15 protein-coding genes and 1 pseudogene are annotated in these 20200 nt (G+C 63.7%); 8 read left to right on the top strand and 8 right to left on the bottom strand.

Annotated elements, in window-relative coordinates; translation table 11 throughout:
* Positions 1–372: pseudogene (locus BLV04_RS25020) on the bottom strand (hypothetical protein); the annotation flags it as partial.
* Positions 373–560: 188 nt separating this feature from the next.
* Here BLV04_RS25020 and BLV04_RS17590 point away from each other — a divergent pair.
* The 4 genes from BLV04_RS17590 to BLV04_RS17575 all read left to right on the top strand — a co-directional run bounded on the left by BLV04_RS17590 (position 561) and on the right by BLV04_RS17575 (position 2618).
* Entirely contained in the window at positions 561–998 is a 438-nt protein-coding gene (locus tag BLV04_RS17590) for an electron transfer flavoprotein subunit beta/FixA family protein (RefSeq protein ID WP_217633723.1), read from the top strand.
* A complete protein-coding gene (locus BLV04_RS26180) occupies positions 892–1191 on the top strand; it encodes a hypothetical protein (protein ID WP_503660763.1) in 300 nt (99 codons plus the stop codon). Before BLV04_RS17590 ends, BLV04_RS26180 begins: the two co-directional genes overlap by 107 nt.
* Positions 1092–1307 (top strand): ferredoxin family protein, encoded by a 216-nt coding sequence (locus tag BLV04_RS17585; protein WP_217633722.1) that lies wholly within the window; start codon positions 1092–1094, stop codon positions 1305–1307. The genes BLV04_RS26180 and BLV04_RS17585 overlap by 100 nt, the downstream gene beginning before the upstream one ends.
* Before the next feature lie 1047 nt (positions 1308–2354).
* On the top strand, positions 2355–2618 hold the full coding sequence (locus BLV04_RS17575; RefSeq protein WP_139191957.1) for a BrnT family toxin: 264 nt from the start codon (positions 2355–2357) through the stop codon (positions 2616–2618).
* Between the two features lie 634 nt (positions 2619–3252).
* Here BLV04_RS17575 and BLV04_RS17565 read toward each other — a convergent pair.
* From BLV04_RS17565 to BLV04_RS25010, 5 genes are all read right to left on the bottom strand, one after another.
* A complete protein-coding gene (locus BLV04_RS17565; protein ID WP_175534681.1) occupies positions 3253–5658 on the bottom strand; it encodes a PAS domain S-box protein in 2406 nt (801 codons plus the stop codon).
* A 390-nt stretch (positions 5659–6048) separates the two neighbouring features.
* Complete coding sequence (locus BLV04_RS17560) at positions 6049–6867, bottom strand: response regulator (protein WP_245731935.1); 819 nt, start codon at positions 6865–6867, stop codon at positions 6049–6051.
* Positions 6868–6890: 23 nt separating this feature from the next.
* Positions 6891–7052 carry a hypothetical protein gene (locus BLV04_RS25015; RefSeq protein ID WP_175534673.1) on the bottom strand — a complete coding sequence of 54 codons (162 nt, stop codon included), beginning with the start codon at positions 7050–7052 and terminating at the stop codon, positions 6891–6893.
* 99 nt (positions 7053–7151) lie between these two features.
* Positions 7152–7352, bottom strand: a complete 201-nt coding sequence (locus tag BLV04_RS17555) for a hypothetical protein (RefSeq protein ID WP_093035199.1) — start codon at positions 7350–7352, stop codon at positions 7152–7154.
* Between the two features lie 264 nt (positions 7353–7616).
* Positions 7617–8090: a transposase gene (locus BLV04_RS25010; protein ID WP_175534680.1), complete on the bottom strand. Its 474-nt coding sequence runs from the start codon at positions 8088–8090 to the stop codon at positions 7617–7619.
* 21 nt (positions 8091–8111) lie between these two features.
* On the opposite strand from BLV04_RS25010, the gene BLV04_RS17545 reads away from it, so the two are divergent.
* The 4 genes from BLV04_RS17545 (at position 8112) to BLV04_RS17530 (ending at position 15070) form a co-directional block, all read left to right on the top strand.
* Positions 8112–10016, top strand: coding sequence for an ATP-binding protein (locus BLV04_RS17545; RefSeq protein ID WP_093035196.1), 1905 nt, complete (start codon positions 8112–8114; stop codon positions 10014–10016).
* A gap of 253 nt (positions 10017–10269) precedes the next feature.
* Positions 10270–11025: a response regulator transcription factor gene (locus BLV04_RS17540; RefSeq protein WP_093035193.1), complete on the top strand. Its 756-nt coding sequence runs from the start codon at positions 10270–10272 to the stop codon at positions 11023–11025.
* 300 nt (positions 11026–11325) lie between these two features.
* The gene (locus BLV04_RS17535) at positions 11326–12564 is read left to right on the top strand and encodes a hypothetical protein (protein WP_139191956.1); all 1239 of its coding nucleotides are present in this window, start codon (positions 11326–11328) and stop codon (positions 12562–12564) included.
* A 1-nt stretch (position 12565) separates the two neighbouring features.
* Positions 12566–15070, top strand: coding sequence for a hypothetical protein (locus BLV04_RS17530; protein ID WP_093035187.1), 2505 nt, complete (start codon positions 12566–12568; stop codon positions 15068–15070).
* 358 nt (positions 15071–15428) lie between these two features.
* Here the strand turns inward: BLV04_RS17530 and BLV04_RS17525 are convergent, their stop codons facing one another.
* Both BLV04_RS17525 and BLV04_RS17520 read right to left on the bottom strand, forming a co-directional pair.
* Complete coding sequence (locus tag BLV04_RS17525) at positions 15429–18146, bottom strand: MGH1-like glycoside hydrolase domain-containing protein (RefSeq protein ID WP_217633721.1); 2718 nt, start codon at positions 18144–18146, stop codon at positions 15429–15431.
* Between the two features lie 33 nt (positions 18147–18179).
* On the bottom strand, positions 18180–20192 hold the full coding sequence (locus tag BLV04_RS17520; RefSeq protein WP_093035231.1) for an amylo-alpha-1,6-glucosidase: 2013 nt from the start codon (positions 20190–20192) through the stop codon (positions 18180–18182).
* Positions 20193–20200: the final 8 nt, after the last annotated feature.

Here is a 20200-nt window from a genome sequence, read left to right as displayed (position 1 = left end):
GCCCACACCCCGGCCGCGCGAGACCGGGGGAGCGCTTCGCCGACCCCTATCACGCAACTTGATCGCGAAACCATCAAAATCGCTGACCGCACTCACTGTCGTCGCCAAGACGACGGGGGCAAGGCGGGCAAAGACCCTGAACCCACGGTCCGCGGCGAAACCTGCTGCGATGTCGAAACAGGCGAAGAGCACCTGATCGGCCAGAAGAACCCAACCGCTCCAGCGTTTGTCGATGCCGACCGACGCGAGTAGATCGGGCAAAAAAACGGCGTAGACCGTCCAACTCAACACGAGGACGAACTGCGATATGCCGAGGTAGCTCGCCAACCAGGCGGAGCGGTCTTTCGGATCCTGATCGAGCTTGTCGGTCATCGGCGTCAACTCGCGTTGATGAAGCGCTGCTCGGCGCACTGCGGTGTGCTCTCGGGCAACGGAAAGCGGTCTCGATCGATAGCGGGCTGCGTTGCGCGCTGTCGGCACGGGGCGCGCTCGCCGGCGACCGCCTACAATGATACCGTCAATTCCCCGTTTCGGACCCGCATCCTGTCCAAGGCTCGGATATGCATACGATCGTTGCCATTAAGCAGGTACCGGACATCACCAATGTCCGGATCGACCCGGAGACGGGCGCCTTGATCCGGGAAGGAGTGCCGGCCGTTATCAACCCCTACGACCGACATGCGCTGGAGATGGCGGTCAGACTGAAGGAGCGCTTCGGGGGCACCGTGACGGTGCTGACCATGGGTCCGCCGAAGGCCGCCGAGGCGCTCGTGGAGTGCGTGGAGCAGGGTGCGGACCGGGCGATCCTGCTCTGCGACCGCAAGTTCGGCGGCGCCGATACCCTCGCGACCTCCTATGTCATCGCCCGCGCGATCGAGGCAGTATCGCCGCATGACCGACTTCCTCGACAGCACACCGCACGTCACTGGCACCTACGTCGATTTCATGAACGGCGCTGCGCTGCGCTATTTCACGGCCCAAGGGATGCCGAAGCGTGAGATGGAAGGCGAGATCCCGGGTCTGCCGCGCGTGAGCCTAGATGCCCTGATCGGATCGGTCCGATACGAGGTCGACGAGGCATTCGCCCACCTGTGGATCAAGGACCCGCGGTCTGCCAAGCCTGTGCGGCAAAGCCCTGCCTGGACTTCTGCCCGGCCGGTGTCTATCGCCTGGACCGTCAGGGGCATGTGATGGTCGGCTACCAGGCGTGTCTCGAATGCGGGAGCTGCCGGGTGGGCTGCCCCTTCCTCAACATCGGCTGGGCGCTATCGCTCTGCGGCTACGGCGTCGCCTACAAGCTCGGCTAGGGCGACGAGGATGCAACACTCATCCATCGAGCAGATCGACCGGGCTGCGCTCGTTTTGCTGCAGGCGCTCGCCGAGCATCGCGAAGCATTGGCGCGCCATTTCGAGCCTGGGCATCTCGAGGGGCGCAAGGCGGATCTGACCACACTCAGGCAGGCACTGCTGGGTATGCAGATGGGGGCGCTTTATTGGGATGGGCCGGGCGGGGAGGTGGAGCATGGGTGTGGGGAGGGCACCGGATCGGGGCCAGGTCCTGAAAGGAGTGCCGTCAGCTCCGGTGACACGTTGCTCGGTTGTGGCTGGCTTGTCAGTGAGTTAGGTATGCTATCGCCGGAATGGAATGCCCGTAATACCTTTGTTCGAGCGCCGGACTGGAATTGTGTACACTGTCCCCGGAACTGGAACTCAACTCGCTGACGCCACTGACATCGCCCACCTTCCGCACGCGCATGCCGGTAGCGGTCGCCCGCTCGGTCCGGATTCATTTGTCGAAGTTCTCGAGCAACGCCTCCGGCGTCCGCTCAAGCGATAAAAGTCTGGGCCCAAGCCACCGCGACGATACTCTCACGCCCGCGACCTCTTTGAGCTTCTGGAGCGGGATTAAGTAAACTGTCCCCGGAATTGTCCCCCCGGAATTGCCCGGAATTGTGAATTGTCGGAATTGTCCCCGGAATTGGAGTTGGGTTTGCAGATGGGGCACTCTATTGGGATGCGCCTGGCGGGGACGTGGAGCAGGGGGTGCCGAAGGACTCGGGATCGGAGGTTCGATCTGCAGCCGGTCCGCAGGGTTCGGAGGATAGCGGGGCCGGGTCATGACAGGAGCGCCGTGAGTTCCGGTGATAGGTGGCTCGATTGCGGCTGGCCTGTCAGTGAGTTAAGTATGGTACCGCCGGGATGTAATGCCCGGAATGCATCTGTTTGAGCGCCGTACGAGAATTGTGTAAAGTTCTGAATGCTACTCTTGCGCTAGACTGTATGCAGTCTAGTACACGAGACGATGGGTGCAACCCGGAACACTGGCCAGGAACAGATACGGAAATACTCCCCGCATGAAACTGGATTGGGATGCCCGCAAAGCCGTGTCAAATCTGCGGAAGCACGGTGTTTCGTTCCAAGAGGCCGGGACTGTCTTTGGTGACCCGATGGCCCTGACGTTCGACGATCCCGATCATTCCACGGGGGAAAGCCGTTTCCTTACCTTCGGCGTCTCCCGAACTGGGAAGTTTTTGATTGTTTGCCACGTTGAAAGAGCTAGTGACACGAGAATCATCAGCGCACGCAAAATGAACAAGCACGATGAAGAAAATCTATGAAGAAGGCTAAGCTCGAAGGCGACGACATGCGTCCCGAATACAAAAGGGAAGACTTAGGCGTTGGTGTACGTGGGAAATACTACGACTCATACGTCGAATCGCACAACCTGGTCCTGCTTAGGCCGGAAGTCGCCGAGGCATTTCCGACAGAGGAGGCCGTGAATGATGCTTTGCTCTCCCTTATCAGAATAGCCAAAGCGTCGGCTGGTCTAACAATTGGCTCAGCACCGACCCAAAACCGCGCGTCGAGCCCGGAGCAATAAACAAATTCGTACCGGCGCGGTTTTGGGCAGGCGCGCCATGGCGTTAAGCGCGAGTGTTACCGCCGACGTCATTTTGTCGCGAAACAGCCGATTTGAAATTGTGCCGGGAGAATGAGGCGCCGTCGCCCTCTGGAGGGGGACGGCGCGATGTGCTCAGGACAGGATGCGGTCTCCCATGCGATAGCTCTGACCTTTGATCACGATTGTCTCGGCGTGGAGAGCGCGAAGGGTCTCACGTGTCACGCTCGGCTCAACGGAGATCCTTTTGTGATTTCTCGGCGCCCGACTCACGCTCACGCGGCTGACGCCGAGATGGTCACGGAGTGACTGCAAGCCGCAGGTTCCCCGGCATCGCCACCGCGCTTCCGGATTCAAGCCAGCAAGTCCCTCAGCAACTCCCCCAGCACTGCCACATCAACCGGCTTGCGAACCAAGGCTCGGACTCCGGCGGCTTCGACCTCTTCGGCATCGAGGGCATCGGCGTTGCCGGTGTAGAGGATGATCGGCAGATCGGGGTTGATCGGACGAACCCGTCGAACCAGCTCCAGCCCCGTCATCCGCGGCATGGCCTGGTCGGTGATGAGTAGATCGAAGGGTTCCGACGCGGTGGACATGGCGGCGAGGGCTTCCTCTGCGTTCGTCGCAATGACGACGTCGAGGCCGCGATCCTCGAGGAGGTCGAGCATCAGCCCGCCGGCGAGGTCGTCGTCGTCGACGAGAAGGACACGGCCCTGTAGCCGTCCCGGCGCGGGTGTCGGGTCCCGGCTGGTGGATCGCGCATCCGGGGCAGGTGTGTCGTCCGTCGAGGTCGGCGGGAAGAGCACCCGGAAGAGTGTCCCCTCGCCGGGTGTGCTCTCCACGCACAGATGTCCGCCGTACTCATGCACCACGCCGTGCACCACGGCGAGCCCCATGCCGCTGCCCTGGCCGCTCGGCTTGGTCGTGAAGAAGGGTTCGAACAGTCGATCCAGGTGTATGGGGTCGATCCCGCACCCCGTATCCTTCACCCGCAGGACCAGATAGTCGCCCCGGACCTTTTGGCGGCAGGAGGAGCAGACGATGCCGCCGAGATGCTCGCGGCCGAGGCCGATCTCCAGACGACCGCTGCCCGACATGGCGTCGCGCGCGTTGATGCAGAGATTGACCAGGATCTGCTCGACCTGGATCGGGTCCAGATTGACCCGGGGCAGGCCGGGCGGCAGATGGGTTTCGATCTCGACCTCGGCGGCGAGGGTCGCTCCCAGCAGGCGCAGCGTCTCGCGTACCAGGGGTGCGAGGTCGAGCGGGCGCGGGTCGCCGCGCCGGCCGCGGCTGAAGGTGAGGAGCTGTTGGATGAGATCCCGGGCGCGCTGGCTCGCCCGCTGGGCGCGGTCGAGATACCGGTCGAGCTTCGCGTCGCCCCGGTCGCGCGTGAGTTCTTGTGCCAAGGTCACATAGCCCATGGCGCCGGTCAGGATGTTGTTGAAGTCGTGGGCGATGCCGCCGGCCAGATGGCCGATCGCCTCCATCTTCTGGGCCTGGCGGAGCTGTGCCTCGAGTCGGGCGTGCTCCTCCTCGGCGAGCTTGCGCTCGGTGATGTCACGCAGATAGCCGACGAAGAAGTCGCCTTCCGGTCCTTGCGCCCGGTCGATGGCCAGCTCGACGGGCAGCTCGCTACCGTCGGCGCGACAGGCGGTCACCTCCACGCGCCGTCCCAGCATGGGGCCGTGGCCGTCTTGGCGATAGCGCTCCATCCCCGCGCGGTGGGCGTCACGGAAGCGCTCGGGGACGATCAGGTCGGCCAGCGGCTTTCCGATCGCCGCCTCGCGGCGATAGCCGAAGGTCTGCTCCGCGGCCGGATTGAAGGCGATGACCTTGCCTGCGCCGTCCATCCCGATGACGGCGTCGAGGGCGGCCTCGACAGTGGCCCTCAAGGTCTCTTCGATGCGCTTGCGCTCGGTGATCTCGCGGGTGATGGCGACCAGTCGATCGATCCCGTCGAGCGTGGCGCGTTTGAGGGTCACCTCGTCCCAATGCAGGCTGCCGTCCTTGTTGCGACGATGCCACTCGAACCGCTGCGGCTCGCCGGCGCTTGCCAACCCGATCCATCGGGCGGCACCGGCCTGATCGTAGGGCGGGATGCCGGAGGAGAGCTGCTCGGGATTCAGCCGGACCATCTCGTCATGCGAATAGCCGTAGATGCGGCAGGCGGCCGGGTTGGCGTCGCAGATCGCCCCTGTGGTCAGGTCGTGAACGAAGATGGCGTCCTCCGCTGCCTCGAAGATGGCGCGATAGCTCGCCTCGGAGCGTTGCCGATCGAGCTCGGCCGCGGCCCGGACCGAGTAGATCTGCAGGACTGCCTCGATCAGCCCGGGGTTGGTCAAGGGCTTGCGATGCAGGAGTGCGACCAGACCGATGGGGCGCTTGGCCGAGTCCAGGAGAGGATAGCCCGCGTAGGCGACGGCTCCGAGGTCGCTCAGCATGTTGTCGCCCGGGAAATGCCGCGAGAGATCATCCCCGATGAACTGAAAACCCTCGTCCAGCACCAAGCGACAGGGTGTGCCGGCCAGCCCGTATTCCAGGTTGGGCATGGGGTGGCCCCGATCGCTGACCGCACGGGTGCCGACATGGGTCTCGCAGCCGGCCGGCAGCTCGCTGATGAAGGCCAGGTCGACCCCGAGGGTCTTGGTCAGCGAGTCGACGATGGTCTGGAAGAGGGTCTCGCCGCTGGCCGCGCACACTCCGAGGGCGACATGCCGCAGGGCTTGCTCGATCCGCTCGCGGGTGTGCCGGTCCATGACCTCCGACGCGGGCATTGGCTCGGGTGCCGGCCCGGGCGCCGTTCCGGATGGTGGCCCGGATCCTGGCTCGGACAGCCGGAGCGAATCGGTAAGCGTTGGTTGCCGGCTCGGCTCGTCGCCGGAGTGGCCGGAATCCTGATCGAGGTCGTGTGCCCGCATGGTTGAGCGACTCCGTCTCCGGATGGGATCGGATCTCTTACGCCGAGTCTAGCACCGGGCAAACGGGGGTAAACGGAGCGTCACACAAGGGCGACAAAGGATACAGAGTTGAAACAAACCGAATAAACCGCGCCCGATGCGGTATGCGTCGTTTGTTGGATTGGCTCGGCCGCGCCAGCTCCAACAGTTGTCGGAGCTGGCGCGGTTTAATCGTTGTCGACACCCGGTTCAACCGGATTTTGCGGGGACGAACATATACCCGTGACCCCGGACCGTGCGGATGAGTGCCGGATGCTCGGGGTCGAGCTCGATCTTGCGCCGCAGGCGGGCGATGCGGATGTCGATGCTGCGATCGTAGGGGTTCCAGTCGCGATTCTGGGTGATCGAGAGGATCTGATCGCGGGTCAGCGGACGGTTCGGTCGCTCGACGAACATCTTGAGCAGCTCGAACTCCATCGATGTCAGGGGCAGCTCGCCGCTGTCCAGATCGAAGAGCTGTCGGGTATCGAGATCGAGCTGGCAGCGTCCCAAGGTGATGCGTCGGGTCTCGCTCTCGGCGGGGAGCGTGGCATTGGCGGACCGGGGCGCGGAGCGGCGATACCGGCGACAGATCCCTTTCAGCCTGGCCTTCAGCTCACGCAGGTCGAAGGGTTTGGCGAGATAATCGTCGGCACCGACCTCGAGACCCACGATCCGGTCCAGGGTTTCTCCGGCGCCCGAGACCATGATGATGCCGATGTCCAGGCGTTCCCGGATGAAGCGTGCCAGGGTGAGTCCGTCCTCGCCCGGCAGTCCCACGTCCAGGAGAACGACCTCGGGCGCGTGCGTCTCGAGCAGGCCGCGGGCGGTGCCAGCGTCCGGGGCGCATAGCACCCGGTAGCCCTGTCCAGAAAGATAGTCCTCGATCAGGTCGCGGACGTCCGGGTCATCGTCGACCACGAGCACGACCGGGGATTCAAGCGCTGTGTCGTTCATCGGGTTGCCCCGCGGGTTGTCGGTGATCGGCGGTCGGCAGTCTGCCCGCGGGCAGGACGACTCCGCGCTCATCAAGGACTCCAAGTCCGCTTGTGTCAGGAAAGTATAGCAGTCAACCAATCGGCTCCGGTCGCAGGGCCGGCGTCGATCATGCCTTCGCCCAGGGCCATGCGGCAGAGCAACGCGTTGGCGGCGAACGCGATCATTGCCAGGGTCGTCAGGGCGATGGTCTTGGGGGTCGGTGAGGTCGGGTGCATGAGTCTGTCTCCGGTGACGGATGCTGATCGCTGACGCGCACGAGCCGGCTGTGCCGAGTCCGGCGGATGCCGGGACCGCCGGCGAAGCGGCCCGCGTCCTCAGTGAATGGATCGGCTCGACTGACTGAAGGACTTCGGGCGCGCGTCGTGGAGCAGTCGCGCATCGGCCCGACACTCCGGGCAGTAGACCCGTTGGTACTTCTCCCACCAGTGGAATTCGGGCGTGGGATAGGTCCGTTGCAGCTCTTGCGAGCCCCACCATTCGCGACCGGCTTTGGTCTGCAGCTGTTGAACGTTCATCGTGGCCTCCTCGGTGATCTGGCTTGATCGGCTTGCTTACCGAGAAGGCTAGGCGGCGGAGGTATCGGGCGGGTTTCGGCGGGTCGTCGTCTTGCTTTCGGGCTGTTGTGTTTCTGTATCGCTTTGAAACAGGCAGGTGTCGGTGTATCGGCCGTGCAGGGCTGGATTGGTTTCGCCGCAAGCATTGTGGGCGTAGCTTGACCACGGGTATTGTCCCGGATGCTCGACCATCCCGGCACGGACCGGGTTCAGCTCGATGTAGGTTTAGCAGGTGAGCAGGTCGGCTTCCGTCTGCACCAAGCTCGACTTGAAGCGCCCCTCCCACAGCGTCCCGCTTCGTTGATAGGTGTCGTTGATGTAGGGAACGTACCTTCGACCGAGGTACTGCATGGTCCGACTGACTCCCTGGCTGTTATCAGGGGTCAGGAGCAGGTGGACGTGGTTGGTCATCGGAACATACGCATGTATCCTGCATAACCAACGCTCCAAGGCTTCCTTCAACCCGTCGAGGTACACACGGTTGTCGAAGTCGTCGAAGAAGATGGGCTGCCGGTTGTTGCCGCGTTGGACGACTTGCGGGGGGGGACACCTGGGACGAAGAATCTTGGCTTGCGGGGCATCGGATAAGGCGTCGGTTGATTGTTTCCGAAGAAGTGTAGCGTCGACAAAGGGCTCTGACCCCTTGGCCGACCCCTTGGTCCTGTTGTCGGCGACGACGAAGAGGCGCGATGCATTCATCAACCGGCGAGCTCTGACATCTTGACCAAAGCCTTGGCCGGGATCCTCCTCTCGATCCTCCTGCTCGGATCCGGGGCGGCATCGGCAGCATCGTCGGTGCCGCTTGGGTTCACTGTCCTGCCCGATCAGGTGCATAGCTGGGAGGAGGCTGTTTCCCTGGTTGTGAGCCGGGCTCTGCCGCCGGTCCGCACCGATATTCATCTCGGCCATCAGCCGCGTGCACGCTGGCTCGTTGCCTTGCCGCTTGGCCCAGACATCGCTCGGTTGCCGCCGGCGCCGATCCTGACCCTCAACGTCGCAAATCTGGATCTGGTGGAGCTGGCCTATCTCGCTCCGGACGGCACGCTGGCGCCGCCGCGCCCGCGCACCGGCGACACCCTGCCTTTGGGCGAGCGCGACGTGATCGGCGCGACCCTGGCGTTTCGTCTCGAGCCCGACCTCCTCGACGACCATGCGTTGATGCTGCGCGTGACCACCATCGGCCAGCTCAGCCTGCTGCCGGGCGTGACCGATGCGGCGAGCTTCGCGCTGGGACAGGCCCGAAGTCTGCTGATCGGCGGAATGTTGGCAGCCTTGGCGGGCCTGTTTGCCCTGCTGATGCTGTTCGCGGGGGTGGCGACCCGCGACCGGCGTTTTCTTGCCTTCGTGATGCTCAGCGTGCCGTTCGGCGTGACCGGGCTTGCAAGCATCGGTCAACTGGCCTACTTCCTGCCGTCCGTTCCGGCTTGGATGACCGGCCGCGTTTCCAGCGCCTTGGCGTATTTGGTGACCGCAGCGCTCATCTTTTCGTTTTATGTCATCATCCGACCCCAGCCGTCGCGCTGGTGCCTGCGGCGATTTTGGTTCACCCTGGCCTGGCTTGCGCTGCTGTTGTCGCCGGTCGGCTTGACCGATCTGCACCCCTCGATCGCCTGGTTCAACAACAGCGTTCAACTCGCCTTCATCGCCTTCGTCTTGATCTACGGGCCGTTGCAGTGGCGCGGAACCTCGGCGCTCGGACGCATCGCCTTGGCTTATCTGCTCGCGACCTGCGCGACAGGCATCGCGGTGGTGGCCAGAACCTGGTTCCCGGGGTTGGCAAGCCTTGCGGTGACTTATTTCTGGCCGATCAACCTCGTGATGCAGTCATTGATGCTGATCGCGGTCCTGACGGTCAGCGGTCGTCTGCTGGCCGAGGTGCCGGAGCAGACGCGACGCCTGGAAGGGGCGCGGCAGGCTCGGTTGCGCCTCGCTGCCCTGGCGCGGAAGTTCAGCGGCTTGTTGAAAGTGGTGTCGCACGAGATTCGCAACCCGGCATCCTCGTTGCGCTTTGTCGCTACGAATCTGCGGCGCGGCGTGCTGAGTCCCGAGGATGCGGCGACGGATCTCATCCGGATCTCCAATCAACTCTCCGACATCGTGCGGGGCATCCAGCGGCAGCGCGACGCCTTTACGGACGGCAGTGCGGCGGATTACACCTACGACCTGCGCGAGAAGCTGGCTCAGGTGCAGGGCACCCTGGCCGGACGTATCGATCCGGCCAGGCTCGACCTCGAGGTGTGCGCGGCATCCGGGGCGGCGACCCATCTGGTCGATGCCTCGCGTCTGGTGCTGGTGCTGACCAACCTGCTCGACAATGCCTTCAAATACGGTGGCCGGGGACGCGTGCGCATGAGCTTGTCGAGCACGCCCGAGCGGCTGGAACTGGAGGTCGCGGACCAGGGGCAGGGCATCGCCGCGTCGGATGCCGAGCGCATCTTCGACCAGTTCTGGCGCGATCCGCGGCACAGCCACATCCCCGGGTGGGGTTTGGGGCTCTGGGCGAGTCGCAGCGCCGTGGAGTCGCTCGGCGGCGTTATCGAGTACATCCCTCGGCACCCGCAGGGTGCCGGGTTTCGGGTGCGGGTGACGCGTCTTCGCGGTGCCGATTCGCACGCCTTGGTTTAACCTAGATCCGGCAGTTGACCGCTTCGTCCCACATGCAAGGGTCTAATGCAGTTGACGATCTCTGTGATCTGATGCCTCACCCGCCGGGTGAGGACCGCTACGACCCCTGGAGCACGCCCCGCGCGGCGCCCGACTGCGTTGCAACTCGTTGTCGTAGAACCACTACGACGCCTCGTCGCGCCTTGCCGGACACCACGCGGGACGCACTCCAGGGGCCGTTCAACTGCCGGATCGAGGTTTAACGGGGGGATTCATGTCGCGGCAGCCCGATGCACCGAAACCGATCGATCCGCCCAAGCGCGTCCTCGTGGTGGAGGACGATGCCGTCGGCGGTCCTCAGTTGGCGCGTTTTCTGGAGAGTTTCGGGTACCGGGTCGATTTGGCCACCGGCGAGGGCGCGGCGCGCGCGCGACTGGCGGCAGGCCGGTTTGACGCCGTCGTCCTGGATCTGACGCTGGCCGACGGCGACGGCTATTCACTGCTCGACGCATTACGCGCCGGCGATCCGCTGTTGCCCATCATCTGCACGTCCGGTCGTTGCGATCTCGACGCCCGCGTGAAAGGGTTGCGCTCGGGCTTCGATCATTATCTCACCAAGCCCTTCGAGCCCGAGGAGCTGGAGGCGTTGCTGGCGCGGGAGCTGTGCCGAGGTGTGCATCGCGGGGCGCCCCGCGGCGATGATCGGCCGGTCCCGGACAGGGAGCGCTGGAGTATTCACGAGGGCGAGCGCACGCTTGTCCTGGATGATCACCTGGCGATTCCCTTAACCGAAACCGAGCTCAGATTCCTTTGTCTGATCCATCGCCTGGGCCCCGACACCGTTACCCGCAGCGCAGTCATTCGTGGTCTGGGACATTCCCAGCACTATTACTCCGACTCCCGGCTCCACGCGGTCATCTCTCGCCTCAGGCGCAAGATCGCGCAAGCCACCGAGCAGCCGGCACCCTTCGACAGTATCTATGGCGCCGGCTATGTCTGGACGCGAATCACAAGATCCGGCGGCGGGTAATCGTCAGGATTTCGTTAGAATTTGCAGGTGCATGCGCTGCTATCCTGACATCGTGACGTAGTGTCTGCTGCCCCCCGGAGCACTGGCGTCGGTCTGCCGGCTGCATCTGGATCCCCCTCCCCACGCCGCCGCTCCCCGCCGAACGCCTACTCACCGGGCGTGCACGGCCCTGCCGTCATCACCTGCGTCGGGCATGGCTCGTCCGCTTCTCTGCATTCGAGCCATGTCCGGCGCGCGCCTCGGCCGTGGATACGACTATCCCGCCGATTTTAGATCCGAACTCGATGCGGGAGATTCCCCATGGCGACACGCAAGACCGTCGAGCACGCTGCCCGATCAACCTACAGGCCACCAACCTGCGGGACCTCGTCCCGGACGAGCCCATTCAACCCGCCCTGGTCGCGGGGGATGCGGCTGGCCCTGTCCGTTTTCTTGCCGGCGCTTCTGTCGGCGGGCGTTCTCGGGCTTTGGTCGCAGTCGGCCTTGGCAGCAGACATGCACCTGCGAAGCGCGATCAGTCTGAAGGGCTTCAATCCAAACCTTCCGGCGACCTGCGAGCAAACCTCGACGCTACTGCCCGAAGAGGGTGGGCTGTGCCTGTTGCTCAGTGCTTTCCCCGGAGTCAGCGGCGATTTCTACGTCCGTCCGGTCAAGGAAAGGGGCGCCGGCGAGCCGGAAAGCGGCATGCTGATATCGGCCAATTTGGTCATGAGCCTGCCGCCCGGAACCTATGAAATCTTCAAATCCAGCGGGATCGACGCTCAGAGTCAGGCCAAGGTGACCGTGCGAGCAGGACGGGTGACCACCGTCAAGACCATGACGCTCTACTTCGGGCGGCACCGGGGTTGGCCGTTCTCCCGGCCCGAGTTGGCCCAGACGTATAAGATTCAGCGCTTCCAAGCACAGCCCGGCACCAACAATGGCGGTTGCACGGCGGAGTTCATCAAAAGTGGCTTTCACGCCTTCCTGCCGGGCAACTACGTCGTCAACCTCCCCGGACTGACCGAGCAGGAGAGCTCGACCTGCGAAATCGCCGGCACCACGTTCAATGCCGTCTCCGGCCAGGGCTTTACGGTGCGCAAGCAAGACATCGGCGAGCAGATCTTAAGCGAGGCGGAGACCTACGTTCACCGCAATGGCGTCAGCGCACTGAGCGCGATGTCACCGTCCATGCACGGCATTACCCGGATGGGTTGGCTCGGTCAGTGGCGCCTGCACCGCGGCATCCCCAATCCGGATCAAAAGGCGCATCCGGCGCTGGCCTTCTATGTTCCCGGCAATTACACCTACATCGTCCCCTTCAGGTTTCGCTACAACGGCAAGGTCTGTGGTGTATCGCTGGCGCAGGGCGGGCTGTCCGAGTCGGATCTGCTGACCCATTGCACCTTCGAAGGCAACCGGCTGACCGGGTTCAAGGTGAATAAAGGAACCTACTTCACGTACCATAACCTCTATGGCGTGCCGGGTATTGCCGCCAATGCGATCTCAAGTAGCTTCGAAGTCGAGAACGTCAACTTTAAGATGCCACGGGGTTATTAACATGAAACGCCAAATCCTGACTTGCCTCGCGGCGTCTACTCTGTGCGGATTGAGCGCCCATTCAGGCGCCGATGGTTTCGCAACCTGGAATGCCAACAGCGGCGGCTTTTCGTACGCGATCACCAACCTCAGCGGGTCGAGCTGCAACCTGACGGCTTACGGCGCGACTCCGAATCCGCAGGCGTCTGACGAATTACCAGCCTATTCACTAGGTTGGAATGGCGCTACAGGTAGTTACGGCTTCTTCAATAACCAACTCTCCGACAAAACCAGTGTGTCAAACGAGGTGGTTTTCTACGGCAGCGACTCGCCGATGCAGAAGATCTACAGCGTCACGGGGCAGGCCGACGATCCAACGACTTGGTCTGCGCAAAACCCGATGAACTATCCCTATTCGCCGGCTGCTCTATCGCCCGGCCAAAGTATTTCGGTTCTCGAACCCACGATCCAAATGGGCAGTCAGCCCAATCCGGCTGCGGCTGGGGATAGCTGGACGATCCAATGTGTTGGGGCTCTTTCCACCCCGGGTAGTTTCGTGGTGATGGCCAACCTGGCCTCGGCCGGCGATAGTCTGGGGTCCGGGCTTTTGTACGATGCCGCCGATTATTTCGTGTCCAACGCCCTGATTAATCCGCCTGCGCCTGGTTCCTGCGGGGCGGACGATGCCGAGGGCAATGCCTGCGGCATGGGCTTTGTCGGCAGCGAGCAGAATGTCTTTAACCTGAATCAGAACTCGGCGGACGTGAACTATCAGCCGACCGGAGGTCTCTGGTGGGGTGTGGATAATCCGAACACCCAGGCCGCTCTGAGTCTGGTGCCGGCCATGTTCCCGGTCAATCTGGCTGCCTACACCCAGGCGCAGCAGGAGAACAACAACGGCAATACCCAGTACCAGTCCTACATCTATGGCGGCCATTTGACCTTTGTTATCGGCGATCCTTTCGTCATCAGCAGCTTTGCCGCGAAGACCCTCTGGTATCTCGCGACCTCGTCGACGTTTTCTCTGAACGACAATACCTTCGTTATGGGTGGGGAGGGCATCGATCAATTCAGCAACGCCGTCAATGCCGGCCTGTTTCCCTCGACCTCCTACGCCTTGAGCTATATCAATGGATTGATGACATCGACGGCGCAGGCGGGCTATGCGGTCTCCAGGGCGATTACGGCCGCCAGCCAAGCAAATGACCATGAGTCTTTCTGGGGCAAGGTTTTTGCGGCCCTCTTCAACGTCACCATGACGGCGATCGACGTCGGCACTGCGGTCGCGACCGGGGGTGCAAGCAAGGGGGCGCAAGTGGCCATCCAGACCTCCGTTAATGCCGCCACCGGCGCCTTGGGTCAGCCCGTCGACAATGCCATCAACAACGCATTTACAAGCAACACGACCATGGGGGAGCCGGCGACACAGAGCGCACCCCTGAGCACTAACAGCACGTTCGCATCGTCGAATCTGCTCGGTTTGATGTTGACCAATTTCTATGTGCAGTACCAAGTCAACAGCTTTTCCGGCAAAGTCTCCTCCAACCCGAATCCGCTGTGGTCCAATGCGGCGATGTACACGGCAGCACCGAACGAGCCTGGGAACTGCACGAATCTGGCAGTGACGGGTAACGAGTTTGACGTCAACGTCGAGTGTTATGACGGCGCGTCGAGCAGCTATGTCCAGCAATCCGCCGTGACACCTCAGCCGGCGTACACCAACGTTTGCGAGAACGTCAATGCCGGCGTCTGCACCAATTTCGGCAGGACGGATCAACAATTGAATATCTGGGATGCCGTCATGACCGGATCCACTGTCGGCGCCGACAGCAACGGCATGCTGGTGCTTCAGAATCCTGCAACTTGGAGCTTTCAGCCGCCGACCTTGATCAGTGAGCCGTCGATCGCGTCCATCTCTACGAACTTCAATTTGAACACGGGTGCACTGTCGCTTACGGAATGGATCCAAGCTTCGCCAATACCATCGACCGCGCCCCTCATTCAACCATACATGGCTAGCTATGGAGGCGGGGCCTGCACGACGACGCCATTATCCTACACGCCACTGAATACATCTTATGACGCGACAACCGGGATTCTGTCCGTCTCAGGTTGGCAATCCGGTTGTACGGCAGACCCGGACTATAACCATAGCCCTGCGGGTGAGTACTTCGCTTCCCTGAACATGGCGACTTGCGCCGAAGGCTCGGCGGCTAATTTCGAGGTATTCGGCGGTGATGCGGAGATGGGCCCGTCCAGCGTGTCACTGGAGTGCGAGTACCCGAATCTGCTGCATCAGGCCGGCGTAGTGCTGAACTACAATCAGTGCGTCAGTGATCCCAACGCGACCGGCGGTGTCGTCGCAAAGCAAATGCAAACGAGTAGTGACGGGCCGTTCCTACCGGCCCTAGCCTGTGTCTGCATGCCTGGCTATTTGACGACAGGCTCGACGTCGGTCCAGCTCCTCACGGGTTACTACGCGACCGACTCCATCACGCGAGGCAACGCGTGCCTGGGGAGCAATTAGTTCCGGGAAAAGAAACGGGAAAGGGGGAAAAGGGGGAAAAGGGGCCAGGCTCACCAGGGATGAGCGGCAGTGCTTGCTTTTCGTCAACGAGCGGGTCCGGCAATGGCGACATCGCCTCCAACACGGCGGGCGATTAAGCACGGTCCGTCGCACCGGGGGTGGCAACGGCATTGGTTCGGAGGAGGAGATCGACCCGCGATGCCGGAGTCGCATCCTCCATCATGGCGCTGTCGAGGATCCGAGCCGGCGTCCCGCCGGCTCGATGATCCCAACCGGCCAAACCGCGTCCATCGCGAGAGGCTCGGATTGGAGTGAGCCCAACTGTGAGCACAACCCTGCTCTACGGCGGTGACGCGGTTTATGCAATCTCGTCGATCGGCGCCGCCTCCGTCCCCTGATCCAGTCCGCTCCAAGGCGCGATGTCCTTTTGATAGCGACGCATCACCAGGTTGGCGAGCAACCCCGTCCAACCGGTCTGATGCGAGGCGCCGAGGCCCTCGCCGGTCTCGCCGTGGAAATACTCGTGGAAGCTCAGCAGGTCGCGCCAATGGACGTCGTCGTGCAGCCGGCCTTCCCGCGCCAACGCCGGCGCTGGTGCGCCGTTCGGGGCGCGGTAGAGATCGACCAGGCGCTCGGCGATCAAGGTGGCGATCTCGGCGAGATTGAGCGGTTGTCCACCTTTGCAGGGGGCTGGGACCCGAAAACCGGGACCGAGAAAGCGGTGGTATTTCTCCAGCGCATGCACGAGCGAGTAGTTGGTCGGCAGCCAGATGGGGCCCCGCCAGTTGGAGTTGCCGCCGAAGAGGGGCGAGTTGGACTCGCCGGGGACGTATTCCATCAGCGCCTCGCCGATGCCGGGGATGCTACCCAGATGGGTCTGGGTGGCATGGATACGGCTGACGCTGCGGATCCCGAAGCGCGAGAGAAACTGCTCCTCGTCGAGCAGGCGCTCGAGGATTCGCGGCAGCATGCTGTGATCGACCAAGGCGAGCAGGTGCTCGCCGCGGTCGTTCTCCCAATCCGGGCAGAGACAGACGGCGCTGCCGCGGAAGAGCCCGCCCTTATGCTCGCCCAGCAGGTCGGCGAAGCGCGGGGCGTTGGCGAGGAGCCGCCGGTCGACGATCTCGGCGGCGAAGAGCGGGATGAGGCCGACCCAGGAGTAGACCTCGATCCGGTGGCCGACGCCGTCCGGCGTGACCAGCAGATCCATGAAGAAGCCTTTCTCCTCGTCCCAGAGCGCCGGCATCCCGGTCTCCGGATTGCCGGCGATTGCCTCGCCGATCGCGAGGAACTGCTTGTAGCAGTGGATCGCCATCTCCTCGTAGTTGCTGTCCTTGGCGCAGAGCTCGAGCGCGATCATGGTCATGTTGAGGCTGAACATGGCCATCCAGCCGGTCGCGTCGGCCTGCTTGAGGCTGTAACCGGGCGGGAGCGGGCGCGAGCGGTCGTAGACCGAGATGTTGTCGAGCCCGAGAAAGCCACCCTCGAAGAGATTGTGTCCCTCGGCGTCCTTGCGATTGATCCACCAGGCGAGGTTGAGCAGGAGCTTGTGGAAGACGCGCTGCAGAAAGTCGAGATCGCCCGCGCCGCGCTGGACCCGCTCGGCGCGGAACACCTTGAGCGCACCTTGGGCGTGCACCGGTGGATTGGCGTCGTCGAAGCCCCATTCGTACGCCGGGATCTGACCGTTCGGGTGCAGATAGCGATCCGAGAGCATCAGCTCGATCTGATGCTTGGCGAAGTCGACATCAAGCAGCGCCAGGGCCGGGCAGTGATAGGCGAGGTCCCAGGCGGCGAACCAGGGATATTCCCAGGCGTCGGGCATGGAGATGATGTCGTGCGCCTTGAGATGGCGCCAATGGCGGTTGCGGCCCTGTTGGCGGGATGCGGACGGTTGGACCTGATCGCCGCTCAGCCAGCGTTCGACGTCGTAGTGATAGAACTGCTGGGTCCAGACCATACCGGCGAGGGCCTGACGGAGGATGCGGTGGTCCGTCGCACTCGCCTCGGGTAGGAGATCGTCGTAGAAGACGGTGGTCTCGGACTGGCGGATGGAGAGCGTGCGCTCGCTGCGCGCGAAAGGGGCGGCGAGCGGCTCGGCGCTGAGCACCAGATCGATCACGGCGTGCTGTTGCGGGCCGACGGTCCAATGGCTCCAAGGGGCGCACTTGGTGCCGGTGAGCGCCGGATTGACCGCTGCCGTGTCGCCCTGAACCACCCGACGGTGGAAGGCGTCCTTGACGTAGGGAGACGGGTTGGGGGAGCCCCAGAGCAGCTCGGTGTTGGAGAGGTTTTCGGTGAAGAGCAGCTCGGCGGGGTGGGTGCCGTAGAGGTGATAGGTACCTAGCGTCGGGTGCTCCGCCTCGACCGCCCAAGCGGCGCCGTCCGGGGCGGTAGACGCCCGCAGCACCGGAGGCTCTGCGCCCTCGTCCCACGACCAGGTGTTGCGGAACCAGAGGGTCGGCAAGAGATGGATCTCGGCCGCATCCGGACCGCGATTCTTGAGATAGATCCGGATGTGGATCTCGCGCGGGCTGGCCTTCGAATAGAAGACATCGACGTCCCAATACCGCTCCTCGTCGAAGCAGTCCGTGTCGGTGAGCAGGTAAGGCGGATCCTTGCGTGAGCGCCGGGCGTTCTCTTCGATCAGCTCGCGATAGGGAAAGGGCGTCTGCGGATACTTGTAGATGTAACGCAAATAGCTCGCCGTGGGCAGGGCGTCGCGATAGAACCAGCACTCCTTCACATCCTCGCCGCGATTGCCCTGCGGTCCGGTGAGCCCGAAGGCGCGCTCCTTCAGGAAGGGGTCGCGTGCGTTCCAGAGTGCGAGTGCGAAGCAGAGTCGCTGCTCGCGATCGCAGATACCGCCGAGCCCGTCCTCGCTCCACCGATAGACGCGGGAACGCGACTGATCGTGGGTGAAATAGTCCCAGGCGTTGCCGTCGGCGCTGTAATCCTCGCGCACCGTTCCCCAGGCGCGCTCGGCGAGATAGGGGCCCCAGAGACGCCAGTCGGCGGTTCCGCGGCGCGCCTCTTCCATGCGTTCGCGTTCGGCGTTGGTCGGACCCTCGCTCACGTGAGTCTCCTAAACTGTTCCTTTGGTTGCGGTTTACCCTTTTCCGACGCGGATGCGCTCCAGACGCGTCCAGGCATCCAGGATACAGGCGACCGACCAGGCTTGCGACGGACAGCCGCGTGGATGGTGTGGCGGGTCGCCGTCGAAGATCTCGCCGACGGTGCCGAGTCCAGCGTCCAGAAGATGATCGGCGATCGGGGCGAGCCGCGCTTGGGCTGCAGCCGCATCGCCGGTGATTCGGTACTCCGCGAGGGCATAGTGTCCCAGCAGCCAGGCCCAGACCGTGCCCTGATGGTAGGCCGCATCGCGACTCCAGACATCTCCTTCATAACGACCCCGATATTCGGGGTCTTCTTGCGCCAAGGTGCGCAATCCGAAGGGGCAGAGTAGACGATGCGTACAGACGTCCACGACCGAGGCTTGGGCGGGCGCGTCGAGTGGTGAATGCGTTAGGCTGACCGCGAAGATCTGATTCGGGCGAATGCGCGCGCCCTCGTCATCCGGGCCGTCGATGACATCGTAGAGACCCGAGCCATCCGGGCGCAGGAATCGGGCAAAACCGGCCCGCGTCCGCTCAGCCGCGCTGCGATAGCGCCGCGGATCGCGACCGAGCCGCCCGGCGAAGTCGGCCATCACCCGCAGCCCCTGATACCAGAGTGCATTGATCTCTACCGGCTTGCCGATCCTCGGGGTCACCACCCAATCGCCGACCTTGGCATCCATCCAGGTGAGCTGCACACCCGGCTCGCCGGCGCGGATCAATCCGTCGGCCGGGTCCATACCGATCCCGTAGCGGGTGCCCTCGCGGTAGTGCGCGACGATCGACTCCAGGATGGGGAAGGCGCGGGCGAGTGCTACGAGGTCCTCGGATGCCTCGATATAAGCGTGCCAGGCGTCGATGTACCAGAGTGCAGCATCGACCGTGTTGTAGGCTGGAGTCTCGCCGGCACCGGGGAAGCGATTGGGCAGCATGCCGCGGTCGACGAATCCGGCGAAGGTTTCCAGGATGCGCTTGGCGATCTCGGGTCGACCGGTCGCGAGCGTGAGTCCGGGCAGGGCGATCATGGTGTCGCGACCCCAGTCGCCGAACCAGGGGTAGCCGGCGATGACGGATCCGCCTTTGGCCTGCGGTTGCACCGCGGGCTGTGTGCTGATCGGCCGCTCGATCAGGAAGCTGTCGGCGGCGAGGACGAGTTGCTCGATCCAGGCGGGGACGTCCGGGATCTGCTTGTGATGTGTCCGTGCGGTCCGGACGAGCGCGCGATCGTTCTGCCTGAAGCGCTCCAATGCCTGCTCTGGATCCGGCACGGTCTTGTCATCTGGCGCGACCGTGGCCAACACACCGCACCACCCGGTCGTGCCGAGGGACAGCTCGGCAAAACCGACCCGCAACAGGTCTTTCTGATCCGATAGCCCGCGTTCGCGCTCGATCGGCAAGGCAAAGTGCTCGATCCAGGCGCGGTCGATCCGCATGCTCCCGCCGACGGCCATCAGGGCAATGTCGTGTCCGTCGGCGCATCGGGCCGTCAAACGTGCGTCGCCGTCGAGGGTCAGGATCGGATCGAAGTTGCCCTTGTGTCCGACGTGGTGATGGTCGTGATCGGCGAGCAGCAGGGCGACACGCAGACACGGCGCGGCGCCCGTTCGGCCCTGCAGGAGCCGATAGACCGACCAGACGCTGTCCTCGCCCCGCGGCATCCAGATGCGCTGCTCGACCAAGAGATCGCCGCAGGCCCAATGCCAGACCGGCATGCGCCCGTCGAGGCGAAAGGCGTCGATCAGGGGATGCCCGTCCGGCTCGACGCAACCGTCGGCCCAGCGGTTGGTGAAGAGCGGCCAGTGTCGGTCCCCGTCGATCAGGGTCGCATCCAGCTTGGCGACCTGCAGGCGGCGCCCGAGCGGCGGATCGATCGTTGCGGTCAGGAGACCGTGATAGCCGCGGGTCAGGCTGCCGGCGACCGTGCCCGCGGCATAGCCGCCGCGGCCGTTGGCGACCCACCATTCGCGGCGCTCGGCGCGGTCCAGGTCAGCTGAGGGCTTGGTCATGGGCGAAG

It is taken from the genome of Thiocapsa roseopersicina (assembly GCF_900106925.1).
Taxonomy (GTDB): domain Bacteria; phylum Pseudomonadota; class Gammaproteobacteria; order Chromatiales; family Chromatiaceae; genus Thiocapsa; species Thiocapsa roseopersicina.
The sequence above is the reverse complement of the archived record's forward strand: the minus strand, read 5'-3'. Positions and strand labels throughout refer to the sequence as shown.

Coding starts and splice junctions, on each gene's coding strand:
- BLV04_RS17590 (WP_217633723.1), top strand. CDS start 561: ATGCATACGATCGTTGCCATTAAGCAGGTACCGGACATCACCAATGTC.
- BLV04_RS26180 (WP_503660763.1), top strand. CDS start 892: ATGACCGACTTCCTCGACAGCACACCGCACGTCACTGGCACCTACGTC.
- BLV04_RS17575 (WP_139191957.1), top strand. CDS start 2,355: ATGAAACTGGATTGGGATGCCCGCAAAGCCGTGTCAAATCTGCGGAAG.
- BLV04_RS17565 (WP_175534681.1), bottom strand. CDS start 5,658: ATGGACCGGCACACCCGCGAGCGGATCGAGCAAGCCCTGCGGCATGTC.
- BLV04_RS17560 (WP_245731935.1), bottom strand. CDS start 6,867: ATGAGCGCGGAGTCGTCCTGCCCGCGGGCAGACTGCCGACCGCCGATC.
- BLV04_RS25015 (WP_175534673.1), bottom strand. CDS start 7,052: ATGCACCCGACCTCACCGACCCCCAAGACCATCGCCCTGACGACCCTG.
- BLV04_RS17555 (WP_093035199.1), bottom strand. CDS start 7,352: ATGAACGTTCAACAGCTGCAGACCAAAGCCGGTCGCGAATGGTGGGGC.
- BLV04_RS25010 (WP_175534680.1), bottom strand. CDS start 8,090: ATGAATGCATCGCGCCTCTTCGTCGTCGCCGACAACAGGACCAAGGGG.
- BLV04_RS17540 (WP_093035193.1), top strand. CDS start 10,270: ATGTCGCGGCAGCCCGATGCACCGAAACCGATCGATCCGCCCAAGCGC.
- BLV04_RS17535 (WP_139191956.1), top strand. CDS start 11,326: ATGGCGACACGCAAGACCGTCGAGCACGCTGCCCGATCAACCTACAGG.
- BLV04_RS17530 (WP_093035187.1), top strand. CDS start 12,566: ATGAAACGCCAAATCCTGACTTGCCTCGCGGCGTCTACTCTGTGCGGA.
- BLV04_RS17520 (WP_093035231.1), bottom strand. CDS start 20,192: ATGACCAAGCCCTCAGCTGACCTGGACCGCGCCGAGCGCCGCGAATGG.